Here is a 15,111-nt window from a genome sequence, read left to right on the forward strand (position 1 = left end):
TGAAATGAAGATGACGAAGCCGCCGAAAATCCCCGAATCCGTTCTCGTCGTGATCTACACGCCGGACCTCGATGTGCTCGTGATCAAGCGTGCCGACCAGCCCGATTTCTGGCAATCGGTGACCGGCTCGAAGGACGCGCTCGACGAGCCGCTCGCGCTCACCGCCGCGCGCGAAGTGGTCGAGGAAACCGGCATCGCCGTCGGCACGCCGGACGTACCGGCCAGCGCGCTCGTCGACTGGCGCCACCGGATCGAATACACGATCTATCCGCAATACCTGCATCGCTATGCACCGGGCGTCACGCGCAACGTCGAGCACTGGTTCGGCCTGTGCGTGCCGCATCGCGTCGACGTGACGCTGTCGCCGCGCGAACACGTCGACTACGCATGGCTGCCGTTCCGCGAGGCGGCCGCGCGCTGCTTCTCGCCGTCGAACGCCGAGGCGATCCTGCAGCTGCCCGCGCGCGTCGCCCTGTCGCGCACGCCGCACGGCTCGTCCGCATGACGGCGGAAGCCCGCAAGCGTTTCGCGCAATTGCGGCAGATGTTCCTGCAGGAACGCGGTTCCGCGTCGCGGCTCGCGTTCACGTCGGGCAACACCGTGCGGCTGTGCGAGACCGGCGGCGAATTCTTCCAGGCGCTGATCGAGCGGATCGACGCAGCTAGCGAGCAGGTGATGCTCGAAACCTACATCTTCTGCGACGACGCGGCCGGCCGCCCGGTGTCGGACGCGCTGATCCGCGCGGCGCAGCGCGGTGTGCGCGTGCGCGTGATCACCGACGGCATCGGCACCGCGCGCCTGCCGCTGTTCGACACGTGGGCCGACGCCGGCGTCGAGCACTGCATCTACAACCGCTTCCTGTTCGGCCGCTTCGGCTTCTCGCGCACGCATCGCAAGCTCGCGGTGATCGATCGCGCGGTCGCGTTCTGCGGCGGCATCAACATCGTCGACGACTACGCGCAGAACGGCGCGACGCTGCCGTTTCCGCGCTGGGATTTCGCGGTCGAGATGGCGGGGCCCGCGGTGTCCGACGTGCGCGCCGCGCTCGAGCTGCAGTGGCACCGGATCATGTTCGGCCACAAGCCGTACGCGCAATACGCGGCCGGGCTGCAAGGCGGCGAAGCGTTTCCCGAGATGTTCCGGCGCTGGATGCGCAGCCACCGGTGGATCAAGGCCGGCGCGCTCAGGGTCGTGACGGAGCCGAGCGTCGCGTTCGTCGCGCGCGACAACGTCGTGAACCGTCGCGCGATCGAGAAGGCGTATCTCGCGGCGATCGGCCAGGCGCGCCAGCAGATCCTGCTCGCGAACCCCTACTTCATGCCGGGGCGCAAGCTGCGCCGCGCGTTGACGGGCGCCGCGCGGCGCGGCGTCGACGTGCGGATCCTGATCGGCCGCAACGAGTTCGCGTCGCTCGATACGGCCGTGCCGTTCCTCTATCACGCGCTGCTGCGCGCGGGCGTGCGCGTCGCCGAATACGACAAGACGATGCTGCACGGCAAGGTGGCCGTGATCGACGACAACTGGGCGACGGTCGGCTCGTCGAACCTGGACGCGCTGAGCCTGATGCTGAACAATGAGGCGAATGTCGTGCTGGTGCGCTACGATGCCGTAACGAACGAACTGCGCGATGCGATCACGGCCGCGTTCGCCGACGGTCGGGAAATCGATCCCGCACGATTCGCCGCGCGCCCGCGCATCGAGCGCATGCTGAACTGGCTCGCGTATACGGCGTATCGTGTCGTGATGAAGGCGCTGACGGTCGGCGGTTACGACTGACGAATACTTAAGCGCTCGCTTCAAAAATCTGCCCGCACGTTCGTGCGGAAAAGCCGCTCCGGTCCCGCCGGAATCGCGCAAAATAGCGGCTCGGTTAGACACCGGTTTCTAATAATTTCCTTGTTTCGCGAGCGGCCGCACTCAATAATAGTACGGCCGTTCGATTTTATTCGAACCCCCGAACGGTTACAGAAATTGCTATGCGAAAAGGCGAACAGACGCGTGCCGCGATACTTGAAGCTGCTTTGGACCTCGCCAGCCGTGACGGGCTGGAGGGGCTGACGATCGGCCTGCTGGCCGAGCGCATGCAGATGAGCAAGAGCGGTGTGTTCGCGCACTTCGGATCGCGTGAGGACCTGCAGGTGGAGGTCGTGCGCGAGTATCACCATCGTTTCGAAAACGAGGTGTTCTTTCCGAGCCTGCGCGAGCCGCGTGGCTTGCCGCGCCTTCGGGCGATGCTGGCCCGCTGGACGGAGAAGCGCATCCAGGAGGTGACGACCGGATGCATCTACATCAGCGGTGCCGTCGAGTACGACGACCGGCCCGACAGCCCCGTGCGCGAGCAGTTGATCGCGAGCGTGACAGCCTGGCGTGCCGCGATGCTGCGTGCCATTTCGCAGGCGAAGGAAGAAGGCCATCTGCGTGCGGATACCGATCCGGAGCTGATGCTCTTCGAGTTGTACAGCTTCACGCTCGGCCTGCATCACGACGCCCGCTTCCTGCATTCGCCGGACGCCGTGCGCCTCACGTGGGCCGCGCTGGAAAAGACGATTGTTTCGTATCAGAGCGAGAGCCGTTAGCGGCGCGTGACCCGCCCGCCAGGAGCTCGAGCCGTTTTGCCCACCTTTGGAGAGAGTCATGGGACAGTACGCCGCGCCGCTGCGCGACATGCAATTCGTGTTGCACGAGCTTCTGAACGTCGAAGCCGAAGTCAAGCAAATGCCCAAGCATGCGGACCTCGACGCCGACACGATCAACCAGGTCCTCGAGGAAGCGGGCAAGTTCTGCTCCGAGGTACTGTTCCCGCTGAACCAGGTCGGCGACCGCGAAGGCTGCACGTATGAAGGCGACGGCGTCGTGAAGACCCCGACCGGCTTCAAGGAAGCCTACCAGCAGTACGTCGAGGCCGGCTGGCCGGCGCTCGGCTGCGATCCGGAGTACGGCGGCCAGGGGCTGCCCGCGTTCGTGAACAACGCGCTCTACGAAATGCTGAACTCGGCGAACCAGGCGTGGACGATGTATCCGGGCCTGTCGCACGGCGCGTACGAATGCCTGCACGCGCACGGCGCGCCGGAACTGCAGCAGCGCTACCTGCCGAAGCTCGTGACGGGCGAATGGACGGGCACGATGTGCCTGACCGAGCCGCACTGCGGCACGGACCTCGGCATCCTGCGCACCAAGGCCGAACCCAACGGCGACGGCTCGTACTCGATCAGCGGCACGAAGATCTTCATCTCGAGCGGCGAGCACGACATGTCGAAGAACATCATCCACCTCGTGCTCGCGCGCCTGCCGGACGCGCCGCAAGGCACGAAGGGGATCTCGCTGTTCATCGTGCCGAAGTTCATCCCCGACGCGGCAGGCGAGCCGGGCGAGCGCAACGGCATCAAGTGCGGCTCGATCGAACACAAGATGGGCATCCACGGCAACTCGACGTGCGTGATGAACCTCGACGGCGCGAAGGGCTGGATGGTCGGCGAGCCGAACAAGGGCTTGAACGCGATGTTCGTGATGATGAATGCCGCGCGCCTCGGCGTCGGCATGCAGGGCCTCGGCCTCACGGAAGTCGCGTACCAGAACTCGCTCACGTATGCGAAGGAGCGCCTGCAGATGCGCTCGCTGACGGGCCCGAAGGCACCGGACAAGCCGGCCGACCCGATCATCGTGCACCCGGACGTGCGCCGCATGCTGCTCACGCAGAAGGCCTACGCGGAAGGCGCGCGCGCCTTCACGTACTGGTCGGCACTGCAGATCGACAAGGAACTGTCGCACGGCGATGAAGCGGTGCGCAAGGAAGCGGCCGACCTCGTCGCGCTGCTCACGCCGATCATCAAGGCGTTCCTGACCGACAACGCGTTCGAGTCGACCAACCACGCGATGCAGATCTACGGCGGCCACGGCTTCATCTCCGAGTGGGGCATGGAGCAGTACGTGCGCGACGCGCGGATCAACATGATCTACGAAGGCACGAACTCGATCCAGTCGCTCGACCTGCTGGGCCGCAAGGTGCTCGGCGACATGGGCGCGAAGCTGAAGAAGTTCGGCAAGCTCGTGACGGAATTCGCGGAAGCCGAAGGCGTGAAGCCGGAAATGGCCGAGTTCATCAACCCGCTCGCCGACATCGGCGACAAGGTGCAGAAGCTGACGATGGAAATCGGCATGAAGGCGATGCAGAACCCGGACGAAGTCGGCGCTGCCGCCGTGCCGTACCTGCGCACCGTCGGCCACCTGGTGTTCTCGTACTTCTGGGCGCGCATGGCGCGTCTCGCACTCGACAAGGAAGCGTCGGGCGATCCGTTCTACAAGTCGAAGCTCGCGACGGCCCGCTTCTACTTCGCGCGCCTGCTGCCCGAGACGGCGTCGACGATCCGCGCCGCGCGCGCCGGTTCGAAGACGCTGATGGAAGTCGACGAATCGCTGTTCTGACGCGAGTTCGGGCGGCGCGCCGCGCGCGCCGCCCGAACGCAACGGTTCCTGGTACTCACTTCGCCGTGCAGCCCTCACTCCCCGCGCTGCACGACACTATCCGGAGACATCCCGTGAGCAATTTCCTGATTCGCAAGGTCGCCGTGCTGGGCGCCGGCGTGATGGGCGCGCAGATCGCCGCGCACCTCATCAACGCGCGCGTGCCGGTGCTGCTGTTCGACCTGCCGGCCAAGGAAGGCCCGAAAAATGCGATCGCGCTGAAGGCGATCGAGAACCTGAAGAAGCTGTCGCCCGCGCCGTTCGGCGTGAAGGACGACGCGAAGTACCTCGAAGCAGCGAACTACGAGGACGACATCGCGAAGCTGGCCGAATGTGACGTCGTGATCGAGGCGATCGCCGAGCGCATGGACTGGAAGCACGACCTGTACAAGAAGGTCGCGCCGCACATCGCACCGAACGCGATCTTCGCGACCAACACGTCGGGCCTGTCGATCACGAAGCTGTCCGAAGGTTTCTCGGACGAGCTGAAGTCGCGCTTCTGCGGCGTGCACTTCTTCAACCCGCCGCGCTACATGCACCTCGTCGAACTGATCCCGACCGCGCATACGCGCCCGGAGATTCTCGACCAGCTCGAAACCTTCCTGACGAGCATCGTCGGCAAGGGCGTCGTGCGCGCGAAGGACACGCCGAACTTCATCGCGAACCGTGTCGGCATCTTCTCGATCCTCGCGGTGATCACCGAGGCCGCGAAGTTCGGCCTGCGCTTCGACGAAGTCGACGACCTGACGGGCAGCCGCCTCGGCCGCGCGAAGTCGGCGACGTTCCGCACCGCGGACGTGGTCGGCCTCGACACGATGGCGCACGTGATCAAGACGATGCAGGACAACCTCGCCGACGATCCGTTCTTCCCGGTCTACCAGACGCCTGCCGTGCTCGCCGAACTGGTGAAGCAGGGCGCGCTCGGCCAGAAGACGGGTGGCGGCTTCTACAAGAAGGAAGGCAAGGCGATCAAGGTGCTCGACGCGAAGACGGGCACCTACGTCGATTCGGGCGCGAAGGCGGACGAAACTGTCGGCCGCATCCTGAAGCGCCCGCCGGCGGAACGCCTGAAGCTGCTGCGCGAGACGGACCATCCGCACGCGCAGTTCCTCTGGTCGATCTTCCGCGACGTGTTCCACTACATCGGCGTGCATCTCGAATCGATCGCCGACAACGCGCGCGACGTCGACCTCGCGATCCGCTGGGGCTTCGGCTGGAACGAAGGCCCGTTCGAAGGCTGGCAGGCCGCCGGCTGGAAGCAGGTCGCCGAGTGGGTGCAGGAAGACATCGCGGCCGGCAAGGCGCTCGCGAACGTGCCGCTGCCGACGTGGGTGCTCGAAGGCCCGGTCGCCGAAAAGGGCGGCGTGCACACGGCCGAAGGCTCGTGGGCGCCGGCAGCGAAGCGCTTCGTGCCGCGCTCGGACCTCACGGTCTACGACAAGCAGGTGTTCCGCGCGCCGCTCCTCGGCGAAGCCGGTGCCGATCCGAAGACGTACGGCAAGACGCTGTTCGAGACCGATGCGGTGCGCGCATGGGTCGACGACCGTGCGGGCGAGGACGACGTCGTGATCGTGTCGTTCAAGTCGAAGATGAACACGATCGGACCGAGCGTGATCGACGGTCTCGTGCAGGCGATCGAGCTCGCGGAGAAGGACTACAAGGGCGTGGTGATCTGGCAGCCGACGTCGCTGAAGCTCGGCACGCCGGGCGGCCCGTTCTCGGCCGGTGCGAACCTCGAGGAAGCGATGCCCGCGTTCATGATGGGCGGCGCGAAGGGCATCGAGCCGTTCGTGAAGAAGTTCCAGGAAGGCATGCTGCGCGTGAAGTACGCGAACGTGCCGGTGGTGGCGGCCGTGTCGGGCATCGCGCTCGGCGGCGGGTGCGAGCTGATGCTGCACAGCGCGAAGCGCGTCGTGCACGTCGAGAGCTACATCGGTCTCGTCGAAGTGGGCGTCGGCCTCGTGCCGGCGGGCGGCGGCCTGAAGGAAGCGGCGCTGCGCGCAGCGGAGGCGGCAACGGCCGCGAACGCGACCACCGACATCCTGAAGTTCGTCACGAAGTCGTTCGAGAACGCGGCGATGGCGAAGGTATCGGCGTCCGCGCACGATGCCCGCGCGATGGGCTACGTGAAGCCGTCCGACACGATCGTCTTCAACGTGTTCGAACTGCTCGACACCGCGAAGAAGGAAGCGCGCGCACTGGCCGCCGCCGGCTACCGCGCACCGCTGCGCGCGAAGGACGTGCCGGTCGCAGGCCGCTCGGCCATCGCGACGATCAAGGCATCGCTCGTCAACATGCGTGACGGCCGCTTCATCAGCGACCACGACTACCTGATCGCGAGCCGCATCGCCGAAGCCGTGTGCGGCGGCGACGTCGAAGCCGGCAGCCTCGTCGACGAGCAGTGGCTGCTCGCGCTGGAGCGCCGTGCATTCGTCGAGCTGCTCGGTACGCAGAAGACGCAGGAACGGATCATGGGCATGTTGCAGACCGGCAAGCCGGTGCGTAACTGAGCGAGCGGATAAGGCAAGGAGTCTCAAATGAGCAAACAATTGCAAGACGCATACATCGTCGCCGCCAGCCGCACGCCGATCGGCAAGGCCCCGCGCGGTGTCTTCAAGAACACGCGCCCGGACGAGCTGCTGGTCCACGCGCTCAAGTCGGCGGTCGCGCAGGTGCCCGGCTTTGACACGAAGCTGATCGAGGACGCGATCATCGGCTGCGCGATTCCGGAAGCCGAACAGGGCCTGAACGTCGCGCGCATGGGCGCGCTGCTCGCCGGCCTGCCGCAGACGGTCGGCGGCGTGACGGTCAACCGCTTCTGCGCGTCGGGCATCACCGCGCTCGCGATGGCGGCCGACCGCATCCGCGTCGGCGAATCGGACGCGATCTTCGCGGGCGGTTGCGAATCGATGAGCATGGTGCCGATGATGGGCAACAAGCCGTCGATGTCGCCGCACATCTTCGATCGCAATGAAGACTTCGGCATCGCGTACGGGATGGGCCTGACCGCCGAACGCGTCGCCGAGCAGTGGAAGGTGAGCCGCGAAGACCAGGACGCGTTCTCGGTCGAGTCGCACCGCAAGGCGCTCGCCGCGCAGCAGGCCGGCGAATTCAACGACGAGATCGCCGCGTACACGATCACCGAGCGTTTCCCGAATCTCGCGACCGGCGAAGTCGACGTGAAGACGCGCGAGATCAAGCTCGACGAAGGCCCGCGCGCGGATACGTCGCTCGAAGGCCTCGCGAAGCTGCGCACGGTGTTCGCGAACAAGGGCTCGGTCACGGCCGGCAACAGCTCGCAGACGTCGGACGGCGCGGGCGCGCTGCTCGTCGTGTCGGAGAAGGTGCTCAAGGAATTCAACCTGACGCCGCTCGCACGCTTCGTGAGCTTCGCGGTGCGCGGCGTGCCGCCGGAAATCATGGGCATCGGCCCGAAGGAAGCGATTCCGGCCGCGTTGAAGGCCGCCGGTCTCAAGCAGGACGATCTCGACTGGATCGAGCTGAACGAAGCGTTCGCCGCGCAATCGCTGGCGGTGATGCGCGACCTCGGCCTCGACCCGTCGAAGGTCAACCCGCTGGGCGGCGCGATCGCACTGGGCCACCCGCTCGGCGCGACCGGCGCGATCCGCGCGGCGACCGTCGTGCACGGCCTGCGCCGCCGCAACCTGAAGTACGGGATGGTCACGATGTGCGTCGGCACCGGCATGGGCGCCGCGGGCATCATCGAACGCCTGTAAGCGGAGCGGCACGAAAAGCGACGACGGTGCGCGGGCCACGAGCTCGCGCACCGTTTTTTCATTCCGATAGAGGAAAGTCAAAGGAGACGGTTGTGGCCGAAATTCAAGTGGAACGCGCCGACGGCGTGATGACGATCACGATCGCGCGCCCGGCGAAGAAGAACGCGCTGACGGCGGCGATGTACCAGACGATGGCGGACGCCCTCGCCGAAGCCCAGGAAGACAATGCGATTCGCGCGATCCTGCTGCGCGGTGGCGAAGGCAACTTCACGTCGGGGAACGATCTCGAGGATTTCCTGAAGTCGCCGCCGAAGGACGACACGGCGCCGGTGTTCCAGTTTCTGGCGCGGATCAGCAGCGCGAGCAAGCCGATCGTGGCCGCGGTGCCGGGCCTGGCGGTCGGCGTCGGCGTGACGATGCTGCTGCATTGCGATCTGGTCTACGCGGCCGATACCGCGTCGTTCTCGCTGCCGTTCACGCAGCTCGGGCTGTGCCCGGAAGCCGCATCGAGCGTGCTGCTGCCGCGCCTGGCCGGCCATCAGATCGCGGCCGAGAAGCTGTTGCTCGGCGAGGCGTTCGATGCGCTGGAAGCGCACCGGATCGGCATCGTCAACCGCGTGCTGCCGGTGGCCGAGCTCGATGCGTTCGCGGCGAAGCAGGCGGCGAAGCTCGCGGCGCTGCCGGCGGCATCGCTGCGCGTGACGAAGGCGCTGCTGAAGGATACCGGCGGCGTGGCTACCGCCGCGCGGATGGCCGAGGAGGCGGCGCACTTCTCGGCGATGCTGCGCGCGCCGGAAGCGCGCGAGGCGATGACGGCGTTCTTCGAGAAGCGCAAGCCGGATTTCCGTCAGTTCGACTGACGAAGTCGTGCGCGCTGGCAGCGCACCGCCGGCGCGCATCCGCGCGCGCGGTCAGGCCGTGCCGTAGTCGACGTGGCCGGTGGCGCGGCAGAAACTGACGAGCCGCAGGCCGGCCGCTTTCGCGATCTCGATCGCGAGCGACGACGGCGCGGAGATCGTCGCGACCAGCGGGATGCCGACCCGTGCCGCCTTGCGCACGAGCTCGTAGCTCGCGCGGCTCGACAGGAACACGAAGCCGTCGGTGGTATCGGCGCGCGACAGCACGAGCGAGCCGATCAGCTTGTCGAGTGCGTTGTGGCGGCCGACGTCCTCGAACGCGATCCGGATCGCCCCTGTTGCGTCGCACCACGCGGCGGCATGCAGGCCGCCGGTCAGTTGCGTGAGCGCCTGATGCGCGGGCAGCTCGTGCGCGGCGCGCGCGAGTGCGTCGGGCGCGAGGCGCGCGAGAAAGCCCGTATCGGGCACGCGTTCGGGCGCGAGGTCGAGCAGGTCGATGCTTTCGATCCCGCAGACGCCGCAGCCGGTGCGTCCGGCGAGCGCGCGGCGCCGCTCCTTCAGCGCGGCGAACGCCTGCTGGACGACCTCCAGGTGCACCTCGGCGTGCGGCAGCGGCGCGTTGGCGTGCAGGATCACGTCGATGTCCTTGATGTCGCTGCCGCGCGCGACGATCCCTTCCGAGATCGCGAAACCGACCGCGAACGCTTCGAGGTCGCACGGCGTACACATCATCACCGCATGCGAGATGCCGTTGAAGACGAGCGCGACGGGCCATTCCTGGCCCACGTAGTCGTGGGCGTTTTCGACGGCGCCGCCGCGCGTGCGGCGCACGGACAGTTCGATCGCGCCGCGCGGTTCGTCGTCGCGCATGGCGCCGGATTCGGTCGGATTCACGAGCACTCCCGTTGATTCGGCGCGCGGGCGGCGGCAATCGTATCCGCCGCCCGCGCGCAGAGGTTCTAAAATACCCCAGGCAAGCCGGCCGCGCCGGCACCCGCCACGTCAGGTAACGATCATGGGACTCAGCGACGCTCCACTGCTATTCGCCTTCGAACACGATTCGTCGGAAAACTTCACGTACATCCCGATGATCGTGCGCTTCAATCTGGACCGTTTCGGCCTGCGGATCTCGCTCGAGCAATGGCAGTTGCTGCCGCTCGAGGACCGCAAGCTGCTCGCGCGCTTTCCGGCCGACGACGACACCGCGATCGAACCCAACTTCGATCACGCGCTGTTCGAAATGCTGCGCACGCACGCGGATCTGGAACCCACGTGGTTCCAGCCGGACGACCAGCCGACCTGGCGCGCGACCGACGTCGTGCCGGAGTCGCTCGTGCAGCAGAGCGCGCTGGCCGGGCTGACGGCGCCCGCACTCGCGCAGTGGCAGCGGCTCGCGCCGTTCCAGCGCTACGTGCTGGTGAAGCTGTCGCGCAAGCCGACGCTGAACCACGATTTCGTGCCCGCGATGCGGGAGTTCGGGCTGACGGCCACGCACTGACGTGGTCGCGGGCAGGTAGCGGGCGCCGCTGCGCGGCGCGCGCCCGTCAGAGCGGCGGCAGTTGCCGCGGCTTGCGGTCCGGGCCGGTCGCGACGTAGGTGAGCGTCGCTTCGGTGACCTTCACGACTTCGCCCATCAGGCGCATGCGCTGTGCGTATACCTCGACGTCGACCGTGATCGACGTGTTGCCGGTGCGCGTGATGGTCGCATAGAAGCTCAGCAGATCGCCGACGAACACCGGCTGCTTGAACACGAACGAGTTGACCGCGACCGTCGCGACGCGGCCGTTCGCGCGCTGGCTCGCGGGGATCGAGCCGGCGATGTCGACCTGCGACATGATCCAGCCGCCGAACACGTCGCCGTGGACGTTCGCGTCGTGCGGTTGCGGGACGACGCGCAGCGCGGGCTGCTTTTGCGGAAGTTCGAGGGTCGAATCGGTCATGGCGGGGGCTTTCATCCTGTAATAAATGCGCCGCCGCGCGCAGGCGGCCGGCGAGGGCGCCGGCAGCGGCGCGAGGCGGCTTCTGCGACAATACAACGTTCGCAAATTGTACGAGAAAGTGAGCGAGCCGGCCGCCGATGCACGCGCCCGGCACAGCCGTCGATCCTTCCCCCCATGCGCCGATTTCCTGCTTCCGGCGAGCCCGCGCCGGCTCCGACCGGGCCCCGCAACGACTGGCAGACCATCCGGTCGCTGCTGCCGTACCTGACCACCTACAAATGGCGCGTCGGGCTCGCGCTCGCCTGCCTGATCGGCGCGAAGGTCGCGAACCTGGGCGTGCCGGTCGTGATGAAGCGCATCGTCGACCACCTGTCCTACGTCCAGCAGATCACCGCGCTGGGCCGCGCCGAACAGTCGGCCGGCATCGTGCTCGCGGGCGGCGTGGGGCTGCTGGTGGTCGCGTATGCGCTCGTGCGGCTGTCCACTTCCCTGTTCACCGAGCTGCGCGAGATCCTGTTTTCGAAGGTCACCGAGAGCGCGGTGCGCCAGCTCGCGCTGCAGGTGTTCCGCCATCTGCACGGGCTGTCGCTGCGGTTCCATCTCGAACGCCAGACGGGCGGCATGTCGCGCGACATCGAGCGCGGTACGCGCGGCATCCAGCAGCTGATTTCGTATTCGCTGTACAGCATCCTGCCGACGCTCGTCGAGGTCGGGCTCGTGCTCGGCTTCTTCGTGGTCAAGTACGAGGCCTATTACGCGTACGTGACGTTCGCGGCGCTGGTCACGTACATCGTGTTCACGGTGAAGGTCACCAACTGGCGCACGCATTTCCGCCGCACGATGAACGAACTTGATTCGCGCGCCAATTCGCGGGCGATCGATTCGCTGATCAACTACGAGACGGTCAAGTATTTCGGCAACGAGGAGTGGGAGGCGCAGCGCTACGACGAGAACCTGAAGCGCTACCGGAAGGCCGCGATCCGTTCGCAGAATTCGCTGTCGGTGCTGAACTTCGGCCAGCAGGCGATCATCGGCACCGGGCTCGTGTTCATCCTGTGGCGCGCGACGCAGGGCGTGCTCGCGGGCAAGCTGACGCTCGGCGATCTGGTGCTGATCAACACGTTCATGCTGCAGCTGTACATTCCGCTGAACTTCCTCGGCGTGGTGTACCGCGAGCTGAAGCAGAGCCTCACCGACATGGACCGGATGTTCGGGCTGCTGTCGGCCGCGAAGGAAGTGGCCGACCTGCCCGATGCGCGGCCGCTCGCGGTCGCCGGTGCGCAGGTGCGTTTCGAGCACGTGAATTTCGCGTACGAACCGGCACGGCCGATCCTGCACGACGTGTCGTTTACGATCGAAGCCGGCACGACGACCGCGGTGGTCGGCCACAGCGGCTCCGGGAAGTCGACGCTGTCGCGCCTGCTGTTCCGCTTCTACGACCTTGACCGGCAGGCGGGCGGCGCGATCCGGATCGACGGCCAGGACATCCGCGACGTCACGCAGGATTCGCTGCGCGCATCGATCGGGATCGTGCCGCAGGACACCGTGCTGTTCAACGACTCGATCTACTACAACATCGCGTACGGCCGGCCGAGCGCGACCCGCGACGAGGTGATCGCGGCCGCGCGCGCCGCGCACATCCACGATTTCATCGAGAGCTTGCCGAAGGGGTACGACACGCCGGTCGGCGAGCGCGGGCTGAAGCTGTCGGGCGGCGAGAAGCAGCGCGTCGCGATCGCGCGCACGCTGCTGAAGGATCCGCCGGTGCTGCTGTTCGACGAGGCGACGTCGGCGCTCGATTCGCGCTCGGAGCGCGCGATCCAGCACGAACTCGACCAGATCGCGCGGCATCGCACGACGCTCGTGATCGCGCACCGGCTGTCGACGGTCGTGCACGCGCAGCAGATTCTGGTGATGGACCACGGGCGGATCGTCGAGCGCGGCACGCACGATGAACTCGTGCGCGCGGACGGCCTGTATGCGCAGATGTGGGCGCTGCAGCAACAGCGCGCGGCGGCCGGCGGGGAAGAGGCCGAGGCCGCGTAAGCGGCGGTGCGGTGCGCGGCGGAAAGGGACGTATTCGATGCGCGGGAGTCGGGCCGGCAGGATGGTCCGGCGGGTGCTTGGCGTGTCGATCGGCCAAGCCGGAGAACCCGGCCCGCTCGCCGATCAGCCAACTCGCCAACCGGTCGGCGGGTCAATCAGCCCGCCGACCCCATCAGCCGGTCACTGCGCGGCATGCAGCCGCGCGTCGAGCTCGCCGAGCTGCGCGGGCGTACCGACGTTCTCCCAGATACCTTCGTACAGTTCCCCGCTCGCGCGGCCGGCTTCGATCGCCGCGCGATAGTACGGCGTCAGCGCGCGGCGCGTGCCGGGCGCAAGATCGCGGAACATCCGCGTGTCGTACAGGCCGATGTTGCCGAACGTGAAGCGCGCGGCGCCGTCGAGCGCGAGGCGACCGTCGTCGCCGAGCGCGAAGTCGCCGGCCGGGTGGAACGGCGGGTTCGGCACCATCACGAGGTGCATCGCCGGTGCTTCGAGCGCGGCCATCCGGCCGGCGCGCGGTGCGAGCGTCCGGTAGTCGAACGCGCAGTACACGTCGCCGCTGACGGCCGCGAACACGGCCGGCTGCCCGTCGCGTTCGATGAGCGGCAACGCCTGCGCGATGCCGCCGGCCGTTTCCAGCGCGTCGCCCTCGGCCGAATACGCGAGCCGCACGCCCCAGCGCGAACCGTTGCCGAGCGCGGCCTCGATCTGCTCGCCGAGCCATGCATGGTTGATCACGATCGTCTCGATGCCCGCGCGCGCGAGCGCCTCGATCTGCCACACGATCAGCGGCTTGCCGCCCGCTTCGAGCAGCGGCTTTGGGCGGGTGTCGGTGAGCGGGCGCATCCGTTCGCCGCGCCCGGCGGCGAAGATCATCGCCGTGGTCAGGGTATTGCTCATGTTCGGCCGGGTGTCAGGAGAGTCGCAACGATCAGAACGTATAGCCGACGTCGGCCGGTGCGTTGCCCTCGAGTTCGTCGAGCAGCTTCGCGAACGGCACGAGCGGGCGGTAGCGCAGTGCGACCTTGCGTGCGTACGCAATGAAGCGCGGCAGGTCGTTCAGGTAATGCGGCTTGCCGTCGCGGTAGTTGATGCGCGGGAACAGGCCGAGCACCTTGATGTGACGCTGCAGCCCCATCCATTCGAGCTGGCGGTAGAACTCGCCGAAATCCGGGTCGACCGGCAGGCCGGCCTTTTTCGCCTTTTCCCAGTAGTACGCGAAGCAGTCGAGCTCGAATTCCTCGTCCCAGCTGATGAACGCGTCGCGCAGCAGCGACACGACGTCGTACGTCAGCGGCCCGTAGACGGCGTCCTGGAAGTCGAGGATGCCCGGGTTCGGCTCGCACACCATCAGGTTGCGCGGCATGAAATCGCGCAGCATGAAACCCTGCGGCTGCGCGTGCGCGCTGGCGACCAGCAGCGCGAACGTGCGGTCGAGCGTGCCGCGCATCGCGTCGGTGACGGGTTTGCCGAGGTGGCGGCCGACGAACCATTCGGGCATCAGCTCCATCTCGCGGCGCAGGAATGCCTCGTCGAACGGCGGCAGCACGTCGGGCTTTGACGCGAGCTGAAAGCGGATCAGCGCGTCGAGCGCGGCGCGCATCAGCGGCCGCGCGGCGGCCGGGTCGGCCGGATCGAGCACCGAGATGTACGACGTGCGGCCCAGATCGGTCACGAGCATGAAGCCCGCGTCGAAATCGTGGGCCAGCACGTCCGGCACGTGGTCGCCGGCCGCGGCGAGCAACTGCGCGACCTGCACGAATTCACGGCACTTCTCGGGCGGCGGCGCGTCGACGGCGATCAGCGTGCCGCCGGCGCTCGTGGCCGTTGCGACCCGGAAGTAGCGGCGGAAGCTGGCGTCCGACGACGCGGGCGCGAGGGTCGACAGATCGAGCGCGAAGCGCTCGGCGAGCGGGTGCAGCCACGCGGTGAGCGCGTCGAGGCGGGCGTCGGGCTGGGATGCGGCGGATGGGAGCGTCATGAAACTCGGAGGAGGGGGGAACGTCTTGCCATATAATACCCCACGACTTTTTTGACGCGCCCCGCGTCAGCTTTGCGCCGAGCAGGCCC

The 15,111-nt window shown here is 67.2% G+C and carries 13 protein-coding genes; 9 read left to right on the forward strand and 4 right to left on the reverse strand.

Translation table 11 applies throughout. From position 1 onward, the window contains the following. Positions 1-10: 10 nt before the first annotated feature. The 7 genes from nudB to HWX08_RS13755 all read left to right on the forward strand — a co-directional run bounded on the left by nudB (position 11) and on the right by HWX08_RS13755 (position 9,058). Entirely contained in the window at positions 11-505 is a 495-nt protein-coding gene (gene nudB / locus HWX08_RS13725; RefSeq protein WP_069258069.1) for a dihydroneopterin triphosphate diphosphatase, read from the forward strand. Beyond that, positions 502-1,776: a cardiolipin synthase ClsB gene (clsB, locus tag HWX08_RS13730; RefSeq protein WP_174921042.1), complete on the forward strand. Its 1,275-nt coding sequence runs from the start codon at positions 502-504 to the stop codon at positions 1,774-1,776. Before nudB ends, clsB begins: the two co-directional genes overlap by 4 nt. Positions 1,777-1,976: 200 nt before the next feature. Continuing rightward, a complete protein-coding gene (locus HWX08_RS13735) occupies positions 1,977-2,576 on the forward strand; it encodes a TetR/AcrR family transcriptional regulator (RefSeq protein ID WP_069257558.1) in 600 nt (199 codons plus the stop codon). A 58-nt stretch (positions 2,577-2,634) separates the two neighbouring features. After that, the gene (locus tag HWX08_RS13740; protein WP_069257557.1) at positions 2,635-4,422 is read left to right on the forward strand and encodes an acyl-CoA dehydrogenase C-terminal domain-containing protein; all 1,788 of its coding nucleotides are present in this window, start codon (positions 2,635-2,637) and stop codon (positions 4,420-4,422) included. 113 nt (positions 4,423-4,535) lie between these two features. Next, a complete protein-coding gene (locus tag HWX08_RS13745) occupies positions 4,536-6,971 on the forward strand; it encodes a 3-hydroxyacyl-CoA dehydrogenase/enoyl-CoA hydratase family protein (RefSeq protein ID WP_174921043.1) in 2,436 nt (811 codons plus the stop codon). Between the two features lie 27 nt (positions 6,972-6,998). Then, on the forward strand, positions 6,999-8,198 hold the full coding sequence (locus HWX08_RS13750; RefSeq protein WP_069257555.1) for an acetyl-CoA C-acyltransferase: 1,200 nt from the start codon (positions 6,999-7,001) through the stop codon (positions 8,196-8,198). 92 nt (positions 8,199-8,290) lie between these two features. Further along, on the forward strand, positions 8,291-9,058 hold the full coding sequence (locus HWX08_RS13755) for an enoyl-CoA hydratase (protein ID WP_174921044.1): 768 nt from the start codon (positions 8,291-8,293) through the stop codon (positions 9,056-9,058). Between the two features lie 51 nt (positions 9,059-9,109). Here HWX08_RS13755 and fdhD read toward each other — a convergent pair whose 3' ends face one another. Continuing rightward, the gene (gene fdhD / locus HWX08_RS13760; protein ID WP_174921045.1) at positions 9,110-9,925 is read right to left on the reverse strand and encodes a formate dehydrogenase accessory sulfurtransferase FdhD; all 816 of its coding nucleotides are present in this window, start codon (positions 9,923-9,925) and stop codon (positions 9,110-9,112) included. 145 nt (positions 9,926-10,070) lie between these two features. On the opposite strand from fdhD, the gene HWX08_RS13765 reads away from it, so the two are divergent. After that, a complete protein-coding gene (locus HWX08_RS13765; RefSeq protein WP_069257553.1) occupies positions 10,071-10,553 on the forward strand; it encodes a nitrate reductase associated protein in 483 nt (160 codons plus the stop codon). A 46-nt stretch (positions 10,554-10,599) separates the two neighbouring features. On the opposite strand, the gene HWX08_RS13770 is transcribed toward HWX08_RS13765, so the two are convergent. Further along, positions 10,600-10,995 carry an acyl-CoA thioesterase gene (locus HWX08_RS13770; RefSeq protein ID WP_059533053.1) on the reverse strand — a complete coding sequence of 132 codons (396 nt, stop codon included), beginning with the start codon at positions 10,993-10,995 and terminating at the stop codon, positions 10,600-10,602. Between the two features lie 174 nt (positions 10,996-11,169). On the opposite strand from HWX08_RS13770, the gene HWX08_RS13775 reads away from it, so the two are divergent. Next, positions 11,170-13,041, forward strand: coding sequence for an ABCB family ABC transporter ATP-binding protein/permease (locus HWX08_RS13775; RefSeq protein WP_174921046.1), 1,872 nt, complete (start codon positions 11,170-11,172; stop codon positions 13,039-13,041). Between the two features lie 180 nt (positions 13,042-13,221). Here HWX08_RS13775 and murU read toward each other — a convergent pair whose 3' ends face one another. Continuing rightward, positions 13,222-13,941 (reverse strand): N-acetylmuramate alpha-1-phosphate uridylyltransferase MurU, encoded by a 720-nt coding sequence (gene murU / locus HWX08_RS13780; protein WP_174921047.1) that lies wholly within the window; start codon positions 13,939-13,941, stop codon positions 13,222-13,224. A gap of 31 nt (positions 13,942-13,972) precedes the next feature. Next, complete coding sequence (locus HWX08_RS13785; RefSeq protein WP_174921048.1) at positions 13,973-15,022, reverse strand: aminoglycoside phosphotransferase family protein; 1,050 nt, start codon at positions 15,020-15,022, stop codon at positions 13,973-13,975. Between the last annotated feature and the right edge of the window lie 89 nt (positions 15,023-15,111).

Source organism: Burkholderia metallica (assembly GCF_902832845.1).
Classification (GTDB): Bacteria; Pseudomonadota; Gammaproteobacteria; order Burkholderiales; family Burkholderiaceae; genus Burkholderia; species Burkholderia metallica.

Bases quoted from the DNA above. Each gene is read 5' to 3' on its own strand.
- nudB (WP_069258069.1), top strand. From the start codon at position 11: ATGACGAAGCCGCCGAAAATCCCCGAATCCGTTCTCGTCGTGATCTAC.
- clsB (WP_174921042.1), top strand. From the start codon at position 502: ATGACGGCGGAAGCCCGCAAGCGTTTCGCGCAATTGCGGCAGATGTTC.
- HWX08_RS13735 (WP_069257558.1), top strand. From the start codon at position 1,977: ATGCGAAAAGGCGAACAGACGCGTGCCGCGATACTTGAAGCTGCTTTG.
- HWX08_RS13740 (WP_069257557.1), top strand. From the start codon at position 2,635: ATGGGACAGTACGCCGCGCCGCTGCGCGACATGCAATTCGTGTTGCAC.
- HWX08_RS13750 (WP_069257555.1), top strand. From the start codon at position 6,999: ATGAGCAAACAATTGCAAGACGCATACATCGTCGCCGCCAGCCGCACG.
- fdhD (WP_174921045.1), bottom strand. From the start codon at position 9,925: ATGCGCGACGACGAACCGCGCGGCGCGATCGAACTGTCCGTGCGCCGC.
- HWX08_RS13765 (WP_069257553.1), top strand. From the start codon at position 10,071: ATGGGACTCAGCGACGCTCCACTGCTATTCGCCTTCGAACACGATTCG.
- HWX08_RS13770 (WP_059533053.1), bottom strand. From the start codon at position 10,995: ATGACCGATTCGACCCTCGAACTTCCGCAAAAGCAGCCCGCGCTGCGC.
- HWX08_RS13775 (WP_174921046.1), top strand. From the start codon at position 11,170: ATGCGCCGATTTCCTGCTTCCGGCGAGCCCGCGCCGGCTCCGACCGGG.
- murU (WP_174921047.1), bottom strand. From the start codon at position 13,941: ATGAGCAATACCCTGACCACGGCGATGATCTTCGCCGCCGGGCGCGGC.
- HWX08_RS13785 (WP_174921048.1), bottom strand. From the start codon at position 15,022: ATGACGCTCCCATCCGCCGCATCCCAGCCCGACGCCCGCCTCGACGCG.